18 protein-coding genes and 1 pseudogene are annotated in these 17,855 nt (G+C 66.6%); 6 read left to right on the plus strand and 13 right to left on the minus strand.

Going from position 1 to position 17,855, the window contains the following annotated elements:
• Nucleotides 1-26: 26 nt before the first annotated feature.
• The 5 genes from BV210_RS08990 to BV210_RS09010 form a co-directional block, all read right to left on the minus strand.
• Nucleotides 27-1,478: an NCS2 family permease gene (locus BV210_RS08990; RefSeq protein ID WP_077206327.1), complete on the minus strand. Its 1,452-nt coding sequence runs from the start codon at nt 1,476-1,478 to the stop codon at nt 27-29.
• A gap of 88 nt (nt 1,479-1,566) precedes the next feature.
• Entirely contained in the window at nt 1,567-1,959 is a 393-nt protein-coding gene (locus BV210_RS08995; RefSeq protein ID WP_077206329.1) for a RidA family protein, read from the minus strand.
• A 42-nt stretch (nt 1,960-2,001) separates the two neighbouring features.
• Nucleotides 2,002-2,328, minus strand: a complete 327-nt coding sequence (locus tag BV210_RS09000; protein ID WP_077206331.1) for a DUF5783 family protein — start codon at nt 2,326-2,328, stop codon at nt 2,002-2,004.
• Nucleotides 2,329-2,363: 35 nt separating this feature from the next.
• Nucleotides 2,364-2,654 (minus strand): hypothetical protein, encoded by a 291-nt coding sequence (locus BV210_RS09005; protein ID WP_077206333.1) that lies wholly within the window; start codon nt 2,652-2,654, stop codon nt 2,364-2,366.
• 287 nt (nt 2,655-2,941) lie between these two features.
• Nucleotides 2,942-4,354 (minus strand): DHHA1 domain-containing protein, encoded by a 1,413-nt coding sequence (locus BV210_RS09010; protein ID WP_077206334.1) that lies wholly within the window; start codon nt 4,352-4,354, stop codon nt 2,942-2,944.
• A 140-nt stretch (nt 4,355-4,494) separates the two neighbouring features.
• On the opposite strand from BV210_RS09010, the gene BV210_RS09015 reads away from it, so the two are divergent.
• The gene (locus tag BV210_RS09015; protein WP_077206335.1) at nt 4,495-5,853 is read left to right on the plus strand and encodes a HEAT repeat domain-containing protein; all 1,359 of its coding nucleotides are present in this window, start codon (nt 4,495-4,497) and stop codon (nt 5,851-5,853) included.
• A 12-nt stretch (nt 5,854-5,865) separates the two neighbouring features.
• Here the strand turns inward: BV210_RS09015 and BV210_RS09020 are convergent, their stop codons facing one another.
• From BV210_RS09020 to hemC, 3 genes are read right to left on the minus strand one after another with little or no spacing between them, the layout of a single operon-like run.
• A complete protein-coding gene (locus BV210_RS09020; protein ID WP_077206336.1) occupies nt 5,866-6,606 on the minus strand; it encodes a uroporphyrinogen-III synthase in 741 nt (246 codons plus the stop codon).
• Nucleotides 6,603-7,385 (minus strand): uroporphyrinogen-III C-methyltransferase, encoded by a 783-nt coding sequence (gene cobA, locus BV210_RS09025; protein ID WP_077206337.1) that lies wholly within the window; start codon nt 7,383-7,385, stop codon nt 6,603-6,605. Before cobA ends, BV210_RS09020 begins: the two co-directional genes overlap by 4 nt.
• Before the next feature lie 25 nt (nt 7,386-7,410).
• Nucleotides 7,411-8,547: a hydroxymethylbilane synthase gene (gene hemC / locus BV210_RS09030; RefSeq protein WP_077206339.1), complete on the minus strand. Its 1,137-nt coding sequence runs from the start codon at nt 8,545-8,547 to the stop codon at nt 7,411-7,413.
• A 235-nt stretch (nt 8,548-8,782) separates the two neighbouring features.
• Between hemC and BV210_RS09035 the strand changes: the two genes are divergently transcribed.
• Nucleotides 8,783-9,994, plus strand: coding sequence for an RNA-guided endonuclease TnpB family protein (locus BV210_RS09035; protein ID WP_077206340.1), 1,212 nt, complete (start codon nt 8,783-8,785; stop codon nt 9,992-9,994).
• 78 nt (nt 9,995-10,072) lie between these two features.
• On the opposite strand, the gene BV210_RS09040 is transcribed toward BV210_RS09035, so the two are convergent.
• Nucleotides 10,073-10,615 carry a CDP-2,3-bis-(O-geranylgeranyl)-sn-glycerol synthase gene (locus BV210_RS09040; protein ID WP_077206341.1) on the minus strand — a complete coding sequence of 181 codons (543 nt, stop codon included), beginning with the start codon at nt 10,613-10,615 and terminating at the stop codon, nt 10,073-10,075.
• Nucleotides 10,616-10,702: 87 nt separating this feature from the next.
• On the opposite strand from BV210_RS09040, the pseudogene BV210_RS09045 reads away from it, so the two are divergent.
• From BV210_RS09045 to BV210_RS09055, 3 genes and pseudogenes are all read left to right on the plus strand, one after another.
• A pseudogene (locus BV210_RS09045) lies at nt 10,703-11,533 on the plus strand (proline dehydrogenase family protein).
• Nucleotides 11,534-11,568: 35 nt separating this feature from the next.
• Entirely contained in the window at nt 11,569-12,243 is a 675-nt protein-coding gene (locus BV210_RS09050) for a DUF502 domain-containing protein (protein ID WP_077206343.1), read from the plus strand.
• A gap of 153 nt (nt 12,244-12,396) precedes the next feature.
• Nucleotides 12,397-12,639 carry a hypothetical protein gene (locus BV210_RS09055; protein WP_084802687.1) on the plus strand — a complete coding sequence of 81 codons (243 nt, stop codon included), beginning with the start codon at nt 12,397-12,399 and terminating at the stop codon, nt 12,637-12,639.
• Here BV210_RS09055 and BV210_RS09060 read toward each other — a convergent pair.
• Nucleotides 12,636-13,565: a branched-chain amino acid transaminase gene (locus BV210_RS09060; protein ID WP_077206346.1), complete on the minus strand. Its 930-nt coding sequence runs from the start codon at nt 13,563-13,565 to the stop codon at nt 12,636-12,638. The genes BV210_RS09055 and BV210_RS09060 overlap by 4 nt on opposite strands.
• A 261-nt stretch (nt 13,566-13,826) precedes the next feature.
• Between BV210_RS09060 and BV210_RS09065 the strand changes: the two genes are divergently transcribed.
• Entirely contained in the window at nt 13,827-14,696 is an 870-nt protein-coding gene (locus tag BV210_RS09065; RefSeq protein WP_077206347.1) for a universal stress protein, read from the plus strand.
• A gap of 160 nt (nt 14,697-14,856) precedes the next feature.
• Here the strand turns inward: BV210_RS09065 and ribB are convergent, their stop codons facing one another.
• The 3 genes from ribB to twy1 form a co-directional block, all read right to left on the minus strand.
• Nucleotides 14,857-15,534 (minus strand): 3,4-dihydroxy-2-butanone-4-phosphate synthase, encoded by a 678-nt coding sequence (gene ribB, locus BV210_RS09070; RefSeq protein WP_077206348.1) that lies wholly within the window; start codon nt 15,532-15,534, stop codon nt 14,857-14,859.
• Entirely contained in the window at nt 15,518-16,219 is a 702-nt protein-coding gene (locus BV210_RS09075) for a DUF120 domain-containing protein (RefSeq protein WP_077206349.1), read from the minus strand. Before BV210_RS09075 ends, ribB begins: the two co-directional genes overlap by 17 nt.
• A gap of 501 nt (nt 16,220-16,720) precedes the next feature.
• Nucleotides 16,721-17,686 (minus strand): 4-demethylwyosine synthase TYW1, encoded by a 966-nt coding sequence (gene twy1, locus BV210_RS09080; protein ID WP_077206350.1) that lies wholly within the window; start codon nt 17,684-17,686, stop codon nt 16,721-16,723.
• Nucleotides 17,687-17,855: the final 169 nt, after the last annotated feature.

Below are 17,855 nucleotides of genomic sequence, written 5' to 3' on the forward strand. Positions count from 1 at the left end.
ATCGTCGAGGTAGCGTAGCGGCCGGATCAGGCCACCGACGTGAGCACGCCGCTGGTCCGCACCGCGAAGTAGGCCACGAAGGCGATCGCCAGCAGCCACTGGCCGACGTGCACGTCGCGCCAATTGCCCTGTGCGGTCTTGACGATCGGATAGCTGATGATCCCTGCGGCGATCCCGTAGGCGATGGAGTAGGTCAGCGGCATCACCATGATCGTCAGCCCGGCCGGCACGGAGTGGGCGAAGTCGTCCCACTGGATGTCTGTGACGTTGCGCATCAACAGGACGGCGACGACCACCAGCGCGATGTGGGAGGCGTACTGCGGAATCGCGGCCGCCAGCGGCACCACGACGAGCGAGGCCAGAAAGAGCAGGCCCACCACGAGCGCGGTCATCCCGGTCCGCCCACCCTCCTCGACACCCGTCGCGGACTCGACGAACGTCGTCACCGTCGAGGTGCCTAGCATCCCGCCCACGGTCGTCCCGACGGCGTCGGCCATCAGCGGTTTGTCGATGTCCGGGAAGTCACCGTTCTCGTCGAGGAAGCCACCGGCCTGTCCGACGCCGACGAGCGTCCCCGCGGTGTCGAAGAAGTCCACGAAGAAGAAGGTGAACACGACCAGCGAGAACACGAACGGTTCGACGTTGGTGAATCCCTCGACGAACGCGCCCGCGAGCGGCGTGATGTCGTACTGTGGCGACGGGATCGAAGCGGGTGTGAGGACGCCCTGCGGGAAGACGCCGGCTATGGTCAGTCCCCAGCCGATTAGCGTCGTTCCGAGGATGCCGACGATAATCGCACCCCGCAGGCCCGCCGCGTACAGCGCGAACGTGATGAAGAGACCGACAACCGAGAGGAGTGCGACCGGGTCGCTGGCCACGTTTCCGAGGCCGACGAGCGTCGCGGGGTCGTCGACGACGATCCCCATCGCCTGGAAGCCGATGATCGCCAGAAACAGCCCGATACCGGTCCCGACGCCGAACTTCACCGGTTGAGGGAATAGGTTGATGACGTACTCGCGTGCGCCGATCGCGGTCAGGATAATGAAGATGACACCCTCGGTCACGATGGCCGCGAGCGCCGTCTCCCAGGGAACGCCCATCACGCCGACGACCGTAATCGCGAAGAAGGCGTTCAGTCCGAGTCCGGGAGCCAGCGCGAACGGCCGGTTCGCGTAGAAGGCCATTACGAAGATGGCGACCGCCGACGCGAGGATGGTGACGACCGCGAGCATCTGGTACACCTCGCCCGGGGTGTACCCCGGGAGTGCGATCCCGCCGGGCGTCCCGTCGTCAGGGTACGCCGTCAGGATCACCGGGTTCACGACCACGATGTAACTGATCGTCAGGAAAGTCGTGATCCCCGCGAGAATTTCCGTCCGCAGGTCCGTGCCGTGCTCGGCGAACCCGAAGTAGTTCGCGAACCAGGACCCCTGGCCCCCGTCCGTCACTGCGTCGTCAGCCGCCGGTCCATCGGACATGCTGTGTTGTCGCCAACCTATCTCTCCATGGTGTTATGTATTACTTCTGAGGTAGTGTCTCGGCAGTAACATCTCTCGACGGCCACTCTCAGGTCGGACCGATCACGGCTTCGGCCTCGATCTCGACGCAGAGGTCGGGGTCGATCAGGCCGTCGACCTGCACCATCGTCGCCGCGGGACGGGCCTCGCCGAACGCTTCCCTGTGGGCACGCCCAACCGCCGGCCAGTCGTCGGCGTCGGTGACGTACATGCGGGTTCGGATCACGTCGTCGAGACTCGCGCCGGCCTCGGCGAGTGCCGAGTCGACGATCCCCAGCGCGTGTTTCGCCTGTCCGTACGGGTCGCCCACGGCGACCGGATCGCCCGAGTCGTCCGTGGCGGTCGTTCCCGAGACGACGACCCGGTCGCCCGTGCGGACGGCCCGCGCGTAACCCACCTGTTCCTCCCACTCGGTCCCCGAAGAGACGTGCTGTCGGCTCATACGGCCCCGTCGCACGCCAGCGGAAAATAGCTACCCGGCCGCCTACTCGCTCGTGTCGAACCCGAAGACGCGCTGGAGTTCCGTCTCGATCTCGTCGAGATATCGGTCCATGATCTCCTCGAACTTCTCCTCGCCGACGACGACGCCCTGCAGGCGGTCGTAGGGCTCCTCGGGGAGTTCGATCCGGAACCGGCCGTCGCCCTCGTAGAAGGGTTCGCTCTCCGAGAGGACGAACTGGTCGATGCCGTGGATCAACTCCGAATCGAACCGGTCGTTCATCGTCTCGAAGGCGTTCTTGTAGGCCCGCTGGAGCTCCGTGAAGTAGTTGGCGTACTTGTCCTCGAACTTCTCGGGGTCGAACTCGGCCATACCCGTCACTCGGCGAGCCATGCCTAAAACGTCCCTCACTCGCCGTCGGTGTCACCGGACAGCGCGACGTCGGCGAGCCCGAACCCGTGTTCGGGCAGCGCGAACACGTACAGCGCGACACCGGCCACCACCGCGAGACCGATGGCGGCGAGGATCGGAAGCACCACAGCCGACGTGAGCAGGTCCGGCAGCGCGACCGGTCGCGGGACGACCGCCGCGACCACGACCGCCAGAATCGACATGGTGAACGTGACGCCGAAGGCAAAGCCCGCGCCGAAGATGAGCCGCTCCCGCTCGGCCCGCTCGTCGATGTCCGGGTCGATCATGCGAACTAGCTGGCAGGTCGACCGGCTTAGGTCTGGTGGCCGGTACCACACCACGCGGCCGGCAGGGTCAGCCGTTCGCGTCGCGGGTGACGCCGTCGTTCCCCCGAAATGGTCGCGGACACGAGTCGCTGCTCGATCCGCCTCCGGTCACCGACACCGATATCCACTCTCACGGACGAATACGACCGTTTCAGGCGTATTTTCGAGCTTCGTCTCTCTTCTGGGTGATGGCGCTGGGTGATTGCAGTAAATCTCACTTCGCTATATCAAACTTGTTTGCTGGTGGCCTACCCGAGCTGTTCCCCGACGATCTCGTCGGCCAACTCGACGAACTCCTGCTCTCGACCCGCGGGGACGGTCGCGCCGGCGGCCACGTCGTGCCCGCCGCCGCCGCCGCCGACGGCCGCGCTGGCCTCGCCCATCACCGCCGAGAGGTCCAGCCCTTTCGCCACGAGGCGGCCGGTGCCCCGCGCCGACACCTTCGTCTCCTCCTCGTTCTTCCGGGCGAAGGCGACGATGGGGCGGTTCCGGTCGACGCCGTCGACCCCGACGGCCATCCCGGCGACGATGCCGACGATGGTCTCGCGGATCTCCTCGCCCGCGTCGAACCACTGGAGGTGCTCCTCCTGGGTGACGCCCGTCTCTTTGACCCACTGGAGCCCCTCCGAGAGGTTCCGGCGGTGGTTCCGGAGGAGTTTGCGCGCCCGCTCTAACCCGTCGGCGCGGTCGCCGAGACAGACCGCAAGCCCCACGTCGGCCCGCTCGTAGCGTGCGGTCGCGTTCAGCAGGGTCGAGAACTCGCTCGCGTCCCGCAGCTCCGTCCCCTCGGGTTCGGTCAGCAAGGTGTAGGTCGTCCCGACGAGACCGTCGACCTTGTCGGCCGAGACGCCCTTCTCTATGGCGTGCTGGACGAGCGAACTTGCCACAGTCTGGCGTTCCTCGTGGCTCAGATCCACCCAGCGCCGCCACTCGCCGTCGCGTTTCAGGTCCAGCCCGAGCCCGTCGAGAAACCGGATCGCACCGTTCTGATCGTTGGAGATGCCCGGGATCCGGACTTCACTGGCGTATTCGAGGAGCTTGGGGAGCGGGCGGGTCTGTTTCCCGTAGAACGCGATGTCGGTCCCTTCTTCGAGGACGCCAGCGTCGACGCCCTCGGCGACGATTTCGCGATTGGCCCCGACGAGCTCGCCGCCGACCGCCTGCATGTCGCCGACCGCGCCGACGACCGCGAGCCGGGCCAGATCGCGGTTGTCGACGTCGTCGGGTTCGAGCGCTCGCGCCAGCACGTAGCTCGCGCCCGCACCGGAGAGTTCCGAGGCCCCGTCGAGCCCCTCCAGCAGGGGGTTGCAGTGGAACTCGGTCTCGCTCTCGGCGGGCTGGTGGTGGTCGGCGATGACGGGCGTGAAGTCGCCGGCGGCCTCGTGCTCGGCGATCGCGTCCAGCTGGCCGCTCCCGAAGTCCGTAAAGAGGACGGTCTCCTCCTCGCGGGCCGCGATGGTGGCGATCTCGGCGTCGTCGAGCTGTTTTTTGAACACGACCTCGAACTCGATGCCGGCCCGTTCGAGGGCCGTCGCGGCGATCCCCGCGCTCGTCAGCCCGTCCGCGTCGATGTGTGAGGCGAGCAACACGCGATCGGACGATTCCAGGCGGTTCGCACACGCCACGGCGCGATCCTCGAGTGCTGTCACTGGGCCGGCCATTGGGAGTTTCTTATCGCGGTCTCCGGTTTAAACCTCCGGTCCGCTCATCACGACCCGGCCCGCGAGTCCGACTCCAGTAGTGCGGTTTTGGCCCGTCGCCGGAAGACTTAGGCACGTATAGCGGTATCACGTACCACGCCATGACGACCGACCTCCCGCTGCAGGCACTGGGCGAGGGCAGCGATACCGATCGGCGGCTCGCGGCCCGGACGATCCGGGAGGCGGCCGCCGGGCAGCCGGTACGGTTGCACGGATCACTCGCCCGGATCGTCGACGCGCTCGGCGACGGCCAGGAACCGGTGCGCCGGGACGTGGCCAACGCCCTGTTCGAGGTCGGTGTCGACGAACCGGCCGTGATCGCCCCCGTGGCCGACCCGCTGGTCGAGGCACTCGACGACGCGGTGACCGCCGTGCGGGCCTGCGTCGCGCGTCCACTGGCCGAACTGGCCGCCGAACGCCCGCGGCGGCTCCGTTTCGCCGTCCCGGCGCTGATCCCGCCGCTCCGTGACGTCAAGAGCGTCCGGAGCAACGCCGCGTGGGCGCTGTCGTCGCTGGCACCGCTGTATCCCGAACTGCTCGAACCACACGCCGACGAACTCACCCGGGCGTTGCTCGACGATCACTATCCCGTTCAGGTGTCGATCCTCCGGACGCTGATACCGCTCGAACGCGCCTATCCCGGCCTGTGCGACGTGGTTTCGGACCGCCTCCACGAACTCGTGACCGCCGACGTGGCCAGCGTCCGCCAGGCCGCATGCCGGGCCGCTGCCGCCACCGACCAGCCCTGGGTGGACGAGGCGCTCCGGGAACGAACTCGGACCGACAGCCACCTGCTCGTCCGGGAACGGGCCCGGGCCATCCGGGCTGCCGCGACGACCGCCGACGACCCCGCCGTCCCCGAATCCGTCTTCGAGGGCGCGACGCTCGGGACGTGGGCCGCCGTCAGGGTCGACCGCGACGGACCGCCGTTTCTGGTCGGTCGGACCACGGGCGTCGTCCGGAACCGGAGCGCGACCGACGAGGCGGCGATGGCCTCCTACGGCGTCCGCCGCGAGGACTTCGAGACACGAACGGAGTGGTTCGCCGCCCCGTGGATCCCACCCTCTGGCGACCGTACGTCCGTCCACCTCCACAACCCCGCCGCCGACTACGGCGTCACACTCCGCCGGTCGGCCGGCGGCATCAACGCCAGCCGCGTCGACGGCGACGGGTGCCAGGACTACCGCGTCGCGGACGCGTTCGCGCTCGAACCGGACCGCGCACGCCTGCTCGCCGCCACACCCGGTGACCGCCTCGCCTTCGAACTGGAAGGCGCGACCCACGAGATGCGAATCATCACGGCCGGCCTTCGGAACGACCGCTACCGCGTCACCGGCGAGAACCGGGATCAGGGGTACCGGATCACGTTCCGGCCGTTCGAGACCGATCCCATGATGGCCGTCTTCGAGGAAGGCCGCGCCTTCTTGGCGCGAAACGTCTCGCTGACGGCCGAGGAATAATTCCTTCGGAGGCTACCGTTCGCTACCGGTCGCCGCGACGGCCTCGCGAGCCAGCGTCTCGAAGTCCGCCTCGCTGGCCACCACGTCGACGGGGAGTCCGTGTTCTCGGGCCGTCTCCGCCGTGGGTGGGCCGATGACTGCGACGACGGCGTCGTCGAGGCCCGAGACTGCCGCGTCCCGGAGGCCCCGTTCTGCGGCCGCTTCGAGGAAGTGCTCGACAGTGAGCGAGGAGGTGAACAGCGCGGCATCGAGGTCGCCTGCCGCCGCTACCTCGGCCGATTCGCCGGCCGCATCGGGACGGGTGAGCCGGTACAGCACCGTCTCGTGGACGTACGCGCCCGCGTCGTTCAGGCCGTCGAGCAACACCGCGCTCCCGTGGTCGCTCCGGGCGACCTCGACCCGTTCGCCTTCGACGGTTCCTTCGAGGGTATCGACGAGTCCCGCGGAGGTGAACTCCTCGGGGATCAGGTCGACGGCGTAGCCCTCGGCGTCGAGGGCGTCGGCGGTGGGGTCGCCAATGGCACAGACGGTACTCTCGCCGGCGGTCCAGCCCGCCTCGGCGATCAGTTCCGCGCCGGTCTTGCTGGTGAAGACGGTGTAGTCGGCGTCGGTGCGTGGGCTCGCCCCGGTGGCCTCGACTTCCAGCATCGGGTCCGGGACGGCCTCCGTACCCAGGTCGTCGAGCAGGTCGACCGCCTCGGTGATGCGCTCGTCGTCGGGGCGAAAGACGGCGACTCGAGGTCGGTCGGTCACGACTGATCCGCTCCGTTCTCGAGGAACTTGACGACGCGCTGGCGCTCGCGTGCCACGTCGCCGATGACGGTGACTGCGGGCGGTTCGATCCCCGCGTCGTCGCGGGCCTGCACGATGGTTTCGAGCGTCCCGGTCGCGACCTGCTGGTCGGGCCAGGTCCCGCGCTCGACCAGCGCGACGGGCGTGTCCGGGGCCATCCCCGCTTCCCGGAGTTCGCGCGTGTACTCGGGCAACTTGCCGACGCCCATCAGGACGACGATGGTGCCGCCGGTGTCGGCCAGCGCCGCCCAGTCGACCGCTGAGTCCTCCTTGGTGGGGTCCTCGTGGCCGGTGACGAAGGAGACGGAGGAGGCGTAATCGCGGTGGGTGACCGGAATCCCCGCGACCCCCGGGCCGGCGATGGCGGCGGTCACGCCGGGGACGACCTCGAAGGGAACGGCGTGTTTGGCGAGGTAGACCATCTCCTCGCCCCCGCGGCCGAAGACGAAGGAGTCGCCGCCTTTCAGCCGGACGACTGTCTTGCCCTCGTGGGCGAGTTCGGCCATGCGTTCGTTGGTGTACTGCTGGGAGGTGCGTTCGCCGCGGGCGCGTTTGCCCACGTCCTCGCGAATCTCCTCGGGGATCATCCCGATGATGTCGGGACCGGGGAGTTTGTCGTGGAGGACCACGTCGGCCTCCTCCAGCAGGCGTTTGGCCTTGACCGTCAGGAGGTCGGGGTCGCCGGGGCCGCTCCCGACGAGGTAGACCGTCCCCGGTGCGATGTCGGCGTCGCTCGTCATGATGACCGGCCTTTCGAGCCCCCCATTAAGAGTCCTCCCGTTTCCGTTCGTCGGGTTCCTCGCGTTTGGCCCGCTCGATCAACTCCGCGGCCCCCTGCTCGCGGAGCTCGTCCGCCAGGTCCGCGGCGGCCCGCGCGTGGTGTTCGACGGGCAGATCCCGACTGGCGTTTAGCTCCTCCGTGCCGTCGCGGCTGAGCACCCGCACGACGGTGTGCACGACCGTCCCCTGCACCGTCGCGTGGATGCCGATGGGCGCGACACACCCGCCGCCGAGTTCGTCCAGTACGATCCGCTCCACGGTGGTCGCCACCCGGGTCGGCGGGTGATCGAGCGTCTCGTGGATGGCGGCCCCGGTCTCGTCGTCGAGGGCGGTCACCGCCAGCGCTCCCTGCCCCGGTGCGGGGACGAACCGGTCGGTCGGCAGCCGCTCGTACTCGACGGCGTGGAGCAGGCCCGTCCGGGCGAGCCCCGCTTCCGCCAGCACGATGGCGTCGTACTCGGTCTCGACCTCGCGCTCGGTCGCGCGGCGCTCGATCTCGTGGAGGCCGTCGAACCACTCCTCGATCTCGGCCATCGTGGCCGCCGAGAGGTTCTCGGGGTCGAGGTCGTCGGCGTCCGCGTCGTCGTTGCTATCTCCCTGTGCTCTCTCCAGTCGCCGCTCGTGTTCCCGCTGGATCGAGGGCGCGAGCAGCTTCTCGACGCGCGTGTCGACGTTCCCCCGGAGGGGTTCGATCTCCAGATCCGGTCGCTCGGCCCGGAGTTCGGCTCCGCGTCGGAGGCTGGCGGTGCCGACGGTCGCGCCCTCGGGGAGGTCTTCCAGTGGGGTGCCGTCCGGCGTCAGGAGCACGTCGCCGGCCGGGCCGCGTTCGGGCACGCCCGCGACGACGAGATCGGGCGGGCTCTCGGTGGGCACGTCCTTCATGGAGTGAACGGCGGCGTCGACCTCGCCGTCGAGTACCTGCTGGTCGAGGCTGCGAACGAAGGCCCCGGTCTTGCCGAGGCGGTGGATCAGTTCGTCCTGTATCTGGTCGCCGGTGGTCTCGACCTCGAGCAGTTCGACCGACTGCCGACGGCTCGACAGCGCCTCCTGTACCGTGGCGGCCTGCCGCATGGCGAGGTCGGACCCCCGGGTCGCCAGCCGGAGCGTCCTGTCTGTGGTCATACCCGCCCCTCGGCGGTCCGGCGTGAAAAGCACACCAGTTCCGGATCACTGCGGAGGCGGCCTCACCCAATTCGAGGCGGAGGCCCCACCCTCAAGGGGTGCCGGGCTTCCGGCCCCGGCGGAAGCACAAGCGAGTAGGGTGGGGAGGAAGCCGACCCGGTATCAACCAGCCGCCAGACTGTTTCCTGCTAACTCCCAATCATTAAGTAACTACAAACAGATATATGAAAATATCGTGGAGTACCGTCGAACCGCCGTTATCAAGCTCGACACGCCTGAAGGCGCGGATACACACTTTCGGGAGACTGTCGAGCAATTCAAATACTGTTCCAACACCGCGAGCGAGTGGTGCTGGCACGGCGACGACGGCTACCACGTCACATCCAAGGCGAAGGCCGAAGATGCGCTGTACGACCAGCTACGCGAGGACACAGAGTTGACCGCGAATCTCGTCCAGAAGGGGATTCATCAGGCCGTCGAAGCCATCAAAAGCGGCGTCGAACGACTCAAAAACGACCAAAGTACGTCTCGTCCGACGTTCACGGCTGATACCGCTATCTACGACAAGCGAAGTGCCACGTTCCACCGTGACCACGTTTCGCTATCAACACCGGACGGACGAATCGAGTGCGATTATATTCTCCCTGAGAATCCCGACACACCGCCGACAAAGTACGTCACAGACGAGGACTACGAGTTTCGGCGGGCAACACTGCATCGACGTGACGGCGACTGGTATCTTCATGCGTCGATGCTCAAAGTCGAGGACGACGACACCGAACCTACCACCGGGCACAGAACAGTCCTCGGTGTGGACCTCGGTGTGAACCAACTCGCGGTCGCTTCGACCGGGCGGTTCTGGTCAGCAGACGAGTTCAACCACTGGAAGCGAGAGTACGAGAACCGGCGTGGCGACCTCCAGCAGTGTGGAACGCGGGCGGCTCACGAGGCGATAGCAGGCGTCGAGCGCAAAGAGGACGGACGCTTCGAGATATTCCTGCATCGTGTCGCCAACGAGATCGTAGCCGAAGCCGTCGAACACGACTGTTCGCATATCGTGTTCGAGGACCTGACCGACATTCGTGAGAACGTGCCAGAAGCGTCGTGGCACCATCTGTGGGCGTTCCGTCGCCTCTACGAGTACGTCGCCTACAAAGCCAGAGAGCAGGGCGTCGAAGCCGTCCAAGTGGACCCACGGAACACGTCAAAGCGGTGTTCGACCTGTGGATTTACCCACGACGACAACCGCCACGGCGAGGACTTCGAGTGTCTGGATTGCGGCTACCAGAACCACGCCGACTACAACGCTTCCAAGAATATTGGCCTTCAGTATCTCCGGCGTCGGCAAAACGCAGACGACGGAGGCGCACCCGTAGACGTGCGCTTGAATCGCGGGACGTTGAACGTGAGTGGAGAGTATAACCTTCCCGCCTCATCCGAGGCGTAGAACGGGAGTCCACGCGAAAGCCCTACCCTCAACGAGCGAGTGGGGCCATTGCCCCCGAGCGAAGTAGGGTAGGGTAGTTTACCACGGCTCGCTCTTCAGCGAGAGCTTGTAGGCCACGAGGTTCGTCCCGACGTGGAGGACGGGCGTGATGACCAGCACCACGGCCAGGATCGGGAGCGTGAACGTCCCGGCGAACCACTCCGGAGCGAACAGGACTGTGAGCCCGAGCGCTCCGACCACGAAATCGAGCTGGTCGATGCCGGGGAACGCCGCCCCGCGCTCCCGCCCCGTCCGGCGCTTGAGGAACGAGGCCGCGATGTCACCCAGCAACGCGCCGGTCGGCAGCGTGATCGCGGCGACGAGCGAAAAGCGCGGGAGCCCCGCGACCGCACCCGAGACCGCCGGGTGGACGGCGTTCAAAAGCAGGGCCAGCACCGCGCCGGCCGCGATCCCGCTCGCGGTCCCGAGCCAGGTCTTCCCGTCGCCGAGTATCCGTTTGCCGTTCCAGGTCCGCCCACCGTCGATCGGTGGCCCCCCACCGAGCAGTACCGCGGCGTTGTTGGGCACGTACGCGGGCAACATCGCCCAGAACGCCACCGCGAGTACACCGACGATGTCCATCGTGCCGGAGTCTGGGTCAGCGCGTCCCTTAACCTCCCGGGTTCGGCCGCCGACAGACTCAGGACCGTGGGGGCAAAAATTGCCAGTATGATCCCGCCGATAGCGAGTCGCTTCGTCGCGGGGGAGTCCGAGGCCGCGGCGCTGGAGCGGGCGCGGCGGCTGAACGACCGCGGTATCGGGGCGATTCTCAACCACCTGGGCGAACACTACGACGAGCGCGGCCCGGCCGACGCGGACACCGAGGCGTACTGCACGCTGCTCTCGGACCTCGAGGGAACGGATCTGCGGGCCTGCATCTCGATCAAACCCTCACAGATCGGGCTGGACGTGGACGAGTCGGTCTTCCGGGAGAACCTCGCCCGCATCGTCGACCGGGCGAGCGAGCCGGGCGTGTTCGTCTGGCTCGACATGGAGGATCACACGACGACCGACGCGACCCTCGACGCGTTCGAGGAGCAGGTCACCGATCACGACGGCGGGGTCGGCGTCTGTCTCCAGGCCAACCTCCGGCGCACCCCCGAGGACCTCTCGCGGCTGGCCGACCTGCCGGGGAAGGTGCGGCTGGTGAAGGGGGCCTACGACCCGCCCGATGACGTGGCGCTGCCGCGTGCCGAGGTCGACGACGCATACAGAGAACTGCTGGCGCAGGCGTTCGCCGAGCGGGCGGGCGGGATCGCGGTCGGCAGTCACGATCCGGCGATGATCGGAGCCGCCGAGGCCCTCCACGACGAGTACGGGACGCCCTACGAGATCCAGATGCTGATGGGCGTGCGCGAACCCGCCCAGGAGCGACTGGCCGCCGACCGCGAGGTCTGGTAGTACGTCCCCTACGGGGGGCAGTGGCTCTCCTATTTCTACCGGCGCGTCGCCGAGCGCCGGGGGAATCTGACCTTCGCGCTCCGAGCAATCGTCAACTAGTAAAGGGAGGGACAAGAACCACACCGTACCGCAATATGGCCTCCTGGAAGCGGGACATCGCGAGTGGACTCATCGTCTTGCTGCCCGTCATCGTCACCCTGTACGTCATCGCGTATCTCTACGGGGTCATCGCCAGTTCGACGGCCATCTTCAATATCGACTTTCAGGTGTTGACGAGTCTGGGCGTGCCACAGCAGGCGCTGGGACTGATTCGCGTGCTCACGACGCTCGTGGTCTTTTTCCTGCTGGTGCTGTCGGTCGGCTATCTCAGCCGGACGGCGTTCGGCGACATCTTCGAGGACCTGCTGGACAACCTGATGAACCGGCTACCGGGGCTCCGGGTCGTCTACAACGCCTCGAAGATGGCCGTCGAGACCGCCGTCTCGGGCACCGACGAACTCCAGAAACCGGTCAAACTCGAGACGTGGAACGGGATGCGGATGACCGCCTTCAAGACCGGTAAACAGACCCCCGACGGCCGCGACGTGCTCTTTCTCCCGACCGCACCCAACATCACTACCGGATTCGTCGTCGAGGTCGAACCCGACGAGTACGAGGAACTGGACGAACGCGTCGAGGACGCCCTCACGCGCATCCTCAGTGCCGGGTTCGGCGAATCCCGTGACAGCAGCGTCGCGATCAGCGTCACCGAGGAACTGTCGGGCGACGCGAATCGAGACGGCGACCGCGACGGCGACGCCGACGACTAAGCCGACCTTACTCGCCAGGACAGCGGGCTTACTGTGACCGGTGGGCGGCTTACTCTCGACGGGCGATCCAACGCGGTGGGTAACTAAACCCGTCCTCGCCAAACCACCGGGGGCATGGCAACGAGCACTAGCGAGAAACAGGAAGCCGCCGAGATGGCGGAAAAGACCGGCACAGACCCGTGGATACTCGCCGCCGGAGCGTCCGTGATCCTCTCGTGGTACGAGTTCTTCCTCCGTGACAACAAGGAGATGGGCCTGTTCGTCGGACTCTGGCCGCCGACCTTCCTGGCGTTCGCGAGCTACTTCGAGCAGCGGCGGACGGGCCGCCTCCTCGATCGGTTGACCGGTCGCAGCGGCGTCGTGGAGTCCGTCGAGCGGATGATCCAGAACCGCTAGAGGTAGTCGAACCACTCGGCGTACTCGTCGGTCCGGCGCTCGACGACCTCGAAGAAGCGCGACTGCAACTCGTCGGTGACCGGCCCCTTCGTGCCGGCACCGATCTCGTTGTCGTCGACGCTCCGGATCGGCGTGACCTCCGCGGCCGTCCCCGTGAAGAACAGCTCGTCGGCGGTGTACAGTTCTCCCCGGGAGATCGTCGCGTCGTCGTGGACCGTATAGCCCAGATCCTCCGCGATCGTGATGAGCGAGCGGCGCGTGATGCCGTCGAGGATCGACTCCGCGAGTCCGGTGGTGTAGATCTCGCCGTCCCGGACGAGGAAGATGTTCTCCCCCGGCCCCTCGGCGACGTTGCCCTCGCCGTTGAGGACGATTGCCTCGGTGTAGCCGTTGCCCGTCGCCTCCAGGTTCGCGAGGACGCTGTTGACGTACGGTCCCGTGGTCTTGGCGTTCGTCGGGATCTGGTCGGAGCCGTACTTGCGCCAGGAGGAGATCGACACGTCGACGCCCTCTTCGAGCGCTTCCTCACCGAGATACGCGCCCCACGGCCAGACGGCGATGGCGACCTCGACCGGACAGTTCGAGGGGTTCAGGCCGAGCTCCTCGTAGCCGTAGAAGGCGACCGGCCGGATGTAACAGGACTGCAGATCCTGCCGGCGGATCAGCTCCTCGGTGGCCTCGGTCAGCTCCTCGCGGCTGTACGGAATGTCCATGTCGTAGGGCTTGCCCGACTGGTAGAACCGGTCGAGGTGCTCCTCCCAGCGGAAGATCGCCGGGCCGTTCTCCGTGTCGTAACATCGGACGCCCTCGAAGATCCCGGTGCCGTAGTGCAGTCCGTGCGTGAGGACGTGGACCTGTGCGTCCTCCCAGTCGACGAACTCACCGTCCTGCCAGATCGTATCGACGTCCATCTCGTCAAATCCCATTAGGGATTGGTTGGCCCAATCCGCTCTTAACAGTTTTCGTGCCGTGCCGGGATTCTCACCACGCCATCCTCGATGGGCCGTCCCAGCCGATTTCCGCTCCGAATGGCCCGCTCGACGCTCGAATCCGAACGTCCGCAGTTCGATACCACGTTCGAGCCATATCTTCCATAAACCACAATCCGCGATACGAAATACGCTGGGTCGGTGGTGCACGCCTGACGGGTGCCAAACCATTTGGCACTGATCCCCGTATCCTCGGGTATGTACGACGACATTCTGCTCCCGTACGACGGCAGCGACGGAGCTGCGGTGGGACTGCACCACGCTGTGGAGATCGCCGGCTGGGCCGACGCCACGATCACGGTTCTGTTCGTCGCAGATACGACACGCGACAGCGTCACCGTCGTCGAGAACCGGGTCGTCGACGCACTCGTCCGGGAGGGTGAGAACATCGTCTCGGACGCCGAAGAGACGCTGCAGGGGCTCGGAGCGGACTACGATTCCGACGTCGTCCAGGGGAATCCGGCCCCGACGATCGCCGAGTACGCCGAGCGGTACGACCACGATCTGATCGTGATGCCGACCCACGGCCGGGAGGGGACGTCACGATACCTCGCCGGGAGTGTCACCGAGAAGGTCGTCCGGCTGTCTTCCGTTCCCGTCCTCACGGTCCGGATGCAGCCCGACGAGCGACTGGGCTTTCCCTACGAGGACGTCCTCGTCCCGACCGACGGGAGCACCGGTGCCACGCGCGCGGCCGACCACGGCATAGAACTCGCAGCGGCACTCGATGCGACCGTCCACGCGCTCTCGGCCGTGGACGATTCCTCGCTCGGGGCGGCCGTTCGCTCGACGATATCGGGGTCCCAGCGGGAACGAGACGCGACCGCCGCCGTCGACGACATCGTGTCCGAGGCTACCGCCCGCGGCGTCACGGATACTGTCCGGCACGTCGAACACGGATCGCCGGTCGAGTGTATCCTCGACGTGATCGAATCCCACGACATCGACGCCGTCGTGATGGGAGCGACGGGTCGACGCGGAACGGACCGCATCCTGCTCGGCAGCGTCGCGGAGACGACCGTCCGCGCCGCCCCAGTGCCAGTCCTCACGGTCGGATCCGGCGAGTAACTGTTTTTCCCAGCCCCCCAATCTGCGCTTCCCCCATCGCAAACGGCCCTGGTGACACCGATCCTCCGAATTCTATATCGCGGTTATTGATTTATGCTCGATGCGGGTACTGGAACGTATCGGGCCAGGTTCGAACGCAAAAGACTCGCGAAAACGGCCGTCAGCGGAGTCGTTCCGCGATTTCGCTCCCCTCGACGTAGGGGATGTCGTTGCGCTCGCCGTAGGTGCGGGCGGCCGCGGGCGGGAGTGCCTCGCCGGTTTCGTCGTCGAGCATCTCGCAGACGACGACCGCGGGCGACTGGTCGGTCGCGGCGGCCAGCGCGATGCCCAGTTCGGTGTGGCCGAGCCGATCGTCCAGCAGGTCCGGTGCGGCGCGCAACAGGTGGACGTGGCCGGGTGCGCGGAACTCGTCGGCGAAATCGGCCGCCTCGGGGTCGCTGGCGGCATCGGCGAGCTCGGTGATGGTCAGGGCGCGATCCTCGTCGGTGATCCCGGTGAACGTGTCGCGGTGGTTCACCGTCAGCGAGAACGAGGAGCGCTCGTCGTAGTCGAGATCGTGGTCGGCCGCGACCGGGTGGTCGATCACGTCCTGCAGGAAGGGGAGGTCGAAGGCGTCGGCCACGCCGTCGCTCACCGCCGTGCAGATCAGGCCGCCGGCGTCGTTGCGCATCCGGGCGACGGCGTCGGGCGTGACGGCGCTCGCGGGGTAGACCAGATCGGTCTCGCCCTCGCGGTCGGCGGCGTCGTGGATCAGGACCGGCTCGCCGGCGCGAAACGCCGTCAGCGCCGCCTCGACGCCGTGTTTCGACTCGGGATGCATCTTATCGCTCCGTGACATTGATCGTGACCTCGTCGTCGTCTGCGAGTCCGAGCGCTTCGCGGAGTTTCTCCGGGGCGATCACTTCGAGCTGGTCCTCGTCGTGGTGGGTTCGCTCCGGCGCGATGACGTGGGCTGGCTCGTAGATGGAGTCGCCCACCTCGACGCTGGCGGGATAGCAGAACGCCGGGCCGTAGGTGCGCTCGTCGTCCTCCCAGCCCTCGATGGTGACCGGCTCCAGCGAGGCCATGCCGGCCCGGGCGCGGACGCTCTCGTCGGTGAGATCGACGTTCAGCGTACCCGCGAACGGCTCGTAGCCCAGTCTCTCGATGAACTGCTCCATGTACCCCGGCAGCGAGATGTAGTGGCGACCCTCGCCCATCCCGCTGGTCACGAACCCCTGGAGCTCGATGGCGGCGTCGCGCTCGAAGATCCGCCGGTAGTCGGCGTACTCGCGGCGCAGCGCCGACTCGCCCTCGCCGGTAATCTCGACCCACTGTCCGTCGGTGACCATCTCCCGCTCGACGTAGCCGGCGTCGTCGAGCCGCTGGAGCCGCCGGGAGGCGGTCTGGTTCGACGCGTCGAGGTCCTCGGCCAGCGCCGAACACGACACCTTCTCCTGGCCCTCCAGTGCGCCCTCGATCGCCAGCAGCTTCAGCGTCGCTAACTCGTCGTACCCGACCGTCCCCTCGCTCGCCTGTGCCATACCCTCACTTGCGCAGTCTCGGGGATAAGCGTAACGAATATGGAACGCGTAACGGTTTTGGAACGCTAAAGAACGGAAACAGCGTTTCCTGTCTCAGTGTTTGCGGGTTACACTGTAAAGGCGTTGCTTCGAACGAGTTCGGGGTGGGCGGGGCACACGACCCTCGCTCAGTCGCCCGTTCGTGATTCGAGACGCTCCTTCCAGTCGCGTTTCGCGGCTCACGGGTCACTACGTTCCCCGCTCGCCAGTCCGAGGCCTTCCTCCGGTCGGCCTCGCTACTCGCGGGTCGTGCCTCCCCGCTCGTTCATTCCGAGACGCTCCTTCCAGTCGCGTCTCGCGGCTCACGGGTCGCTGACTCTCACGGACTTCGTCCGTTCGGCCGAGGTCGAAGACCTCACGCTCCCCGTTCCCCAGTCCGAGGCCTCCCTTCAATCGGCCTCGCTACTCGCGGGTCGTGCCTCCCCGTTCGTGATTCGAGACGCTCCTTCCAGTCGCGTCTCGCTACTCCCAGAACTCGCTATCTTTCTGCAGTTTCGGCACCAGCGTATTGCGGTCCTCGGCGAGTAATGCGACCCGCGAGGCCGGCACCTGTTTGAGCACGTTGTGGGGCATGTGCTCCATCACGTCCTCGGCGAACTCGACGACGCGCTCGTGGTCGGGCATCGAGTCCCGGTCGAGTCGACCCCGGGAGTGGCCGACGTGCATGTAGGCTTTGAGTTCGACGAAGTCCGGATCGGCCCGCTGGAACATCGAGGCGTACCACTCGGGGTTGTGCATGTTCAGCCCCTCGATGCAGGTCGTCCGGAGGACGGTCCGGGTCTCCGATTTCCCGGCCAGCACGTCCAGCGTGTCGATCAGTCGCTCCCAGGCGTCGTCTTCGACGGCCTTGACGGTCTTATCGAACGTCGCCCGGTCGGCGGCGTCGACGCTGACGTAGAGCTGGGTCGGGTCACACTCGGCGAGGACTTCGGGCCGGGTCCCGTTCGAGACGAGGAAGGTGGTGATGTCCCGGTCGTGGAACGCCTCGATCAGTTCCGGCAGGTAGGGGTAGAGGGTGGGTTCGCCGTCGAGGGAAATTGCAACGTGGCGGGGCTCCATCGCCTCCTCGAACACCTCGCGGGGGACCTCGTCGTTGCCGCCGAAACCGCTGAGGAGTTTGGTCTGGAGTTCGATGCTGGCGTCGACGACGGCCTCGGGGTCGTCCCACTCCACCTCGTCCATCTCGTAGGCGTGGCCCTGGTGGTCCCGCCAGCAGAAGACACAGCGCTCGTTGCACTTGACCACGGGCGTCATCTGGATACAGCGGTGGGATTCGATCCCGTAGAAGATCTTCTTGTAACACTTCCCCTCGCCGCGGAGTGCGTTCTTGGTCCACCCGCAGGTCTGGGCGGCCGTGTGGTTCTCGCTGTGGTAGTCGGGGTTCGAGACCTGCTTGGGGCCCCCGCTCCCGGACTCGGAGTCGCTCATGTTGCCCCCACGTTTCGGATGCGCGGGCAAAAGCGCCCGGGTGTCGCCTCATCCGGCCTCGCCGAACCCGTCTCTGTACCTGTCTCTCAAAACGCCGTCTGATGAAACGATCGTAGTGCATTCTTGCGTAAAATACTACGACTGTGTTGGGTAAAGACTATTAGTGTTA

Source organism: Halorientalis sp. IM1011 (assembly GCF_001989615.1).
Taxonomy (GTDB): Archaea; Halobacteriota; Halobacteria; order Halobacteriales; family Haloarculaceae; genus Halorientalis.

Coding starts and splice junctions, on each gene's coding strand:
- BV210_RS09040 (WP_077206341.1), bottom strand. CDS start 10,615: ATGGACATCGTCGGTGTACTCGCGGTGGCGTTCTGGGCGATGTTGCCC.
- BV210_RS08990 (WP_077206327.1), bottom strand. CDS start 1,478: ATGTCCGATGGACCGGCGGCTGACGACGCAGTGACGGACGGGGGCCAG.
- cobA (WP_077206337.1), bottom strand. CDS start 7,385: ATGACGAGCGACGCCGACATCGCACCGGGGACGGTCTACCTCGTCGGG.
- BV210_RS09000 (WP_077206331.1), bottom strand. CDS start 2,328: ATGGCCGAGTTCGACCCCGAGAAGTTCGAGGACAAGTACGCCAACTAC.
- BV210_RS08995 (WP_077206329.1), bottom strand. CDS start 1,959: ATGAGCCGACAGCACGTCTCTTCGGGGACCGAGTGGGAGGAACAGGTG.
- BV210_RS09005 (WP_077206333.1), bottom strand. CDS start 2,654: ATGATCGACCCGGACATCGACGAGCGGGCCGAGCGGGAGCGGCTCATC.
- hemC (WP_077206339.1), bottom strand. CDS start 8,547: ATGACCACAGACAGGACGCTCCGGCTGGCGACCCGGGGGTCCGACCTC.
- BV210_RS09065 (WP_077206347.1), top strand. CDS start 13,827: ATGTACGACGACATTCTGCTCCCGTACGACGGCAGCGACGGAGCTGCG.
- BV210_RS09055 (WP_084802687.1), top strand. CDS start 12,397: ATGGCGGAAAAGACCGGCACAGACCCGTGGATACTCGCCGCCGGAGCG.
- BV210_RS09010 (WP_077206334.1), bottom strand. CDS start 4,354: ATGGCCGGCCCAGTGACAGCACTCGAGGATCGCGCCGTGGCGTGTGCG.
- ribB (WP_077206348.1), bottom strand. CDS start 15,534: ATGTCACGGAGCGATAAGATGCATCCCGAGTCGAAACACGGCGTCGAG.
- BV210_RS09015 (WP_077206335.1), top strand. CDS start 4,495: ATGACGACCGACCTCCCGCTGCAGGCACTGGGCGAGGGCAGCGATACC.
- BV210_RS09050 (WP_077206343.1), top strand. CDS start 11,569: ATGGCCTCCTGGAAGCGGGACATCGCGAGTGGACTCATCGTCTTGCTG.
- twy1 (WP_077206350.1), bottom strand. CDS start 17,686: ATGAGCGACTCCGAGTCCGGGAGCGGGGGCCCCAAGCAGGTCTCGAAC.
- BV210_RS09075 (WP_077206349.1), bottom strand. CDS start 16,219: ATGGCACAGGCGAGCGAGGGGACGGTCGGGTACGACGAGTTAGCGACG.
- BV210_RS09060 (WP_077206346.1), bottom strand. CDS start 13,565: ATGGGATTTGACGAGATGGACGTCGATACGATCTGGCAGGACGGTGAG.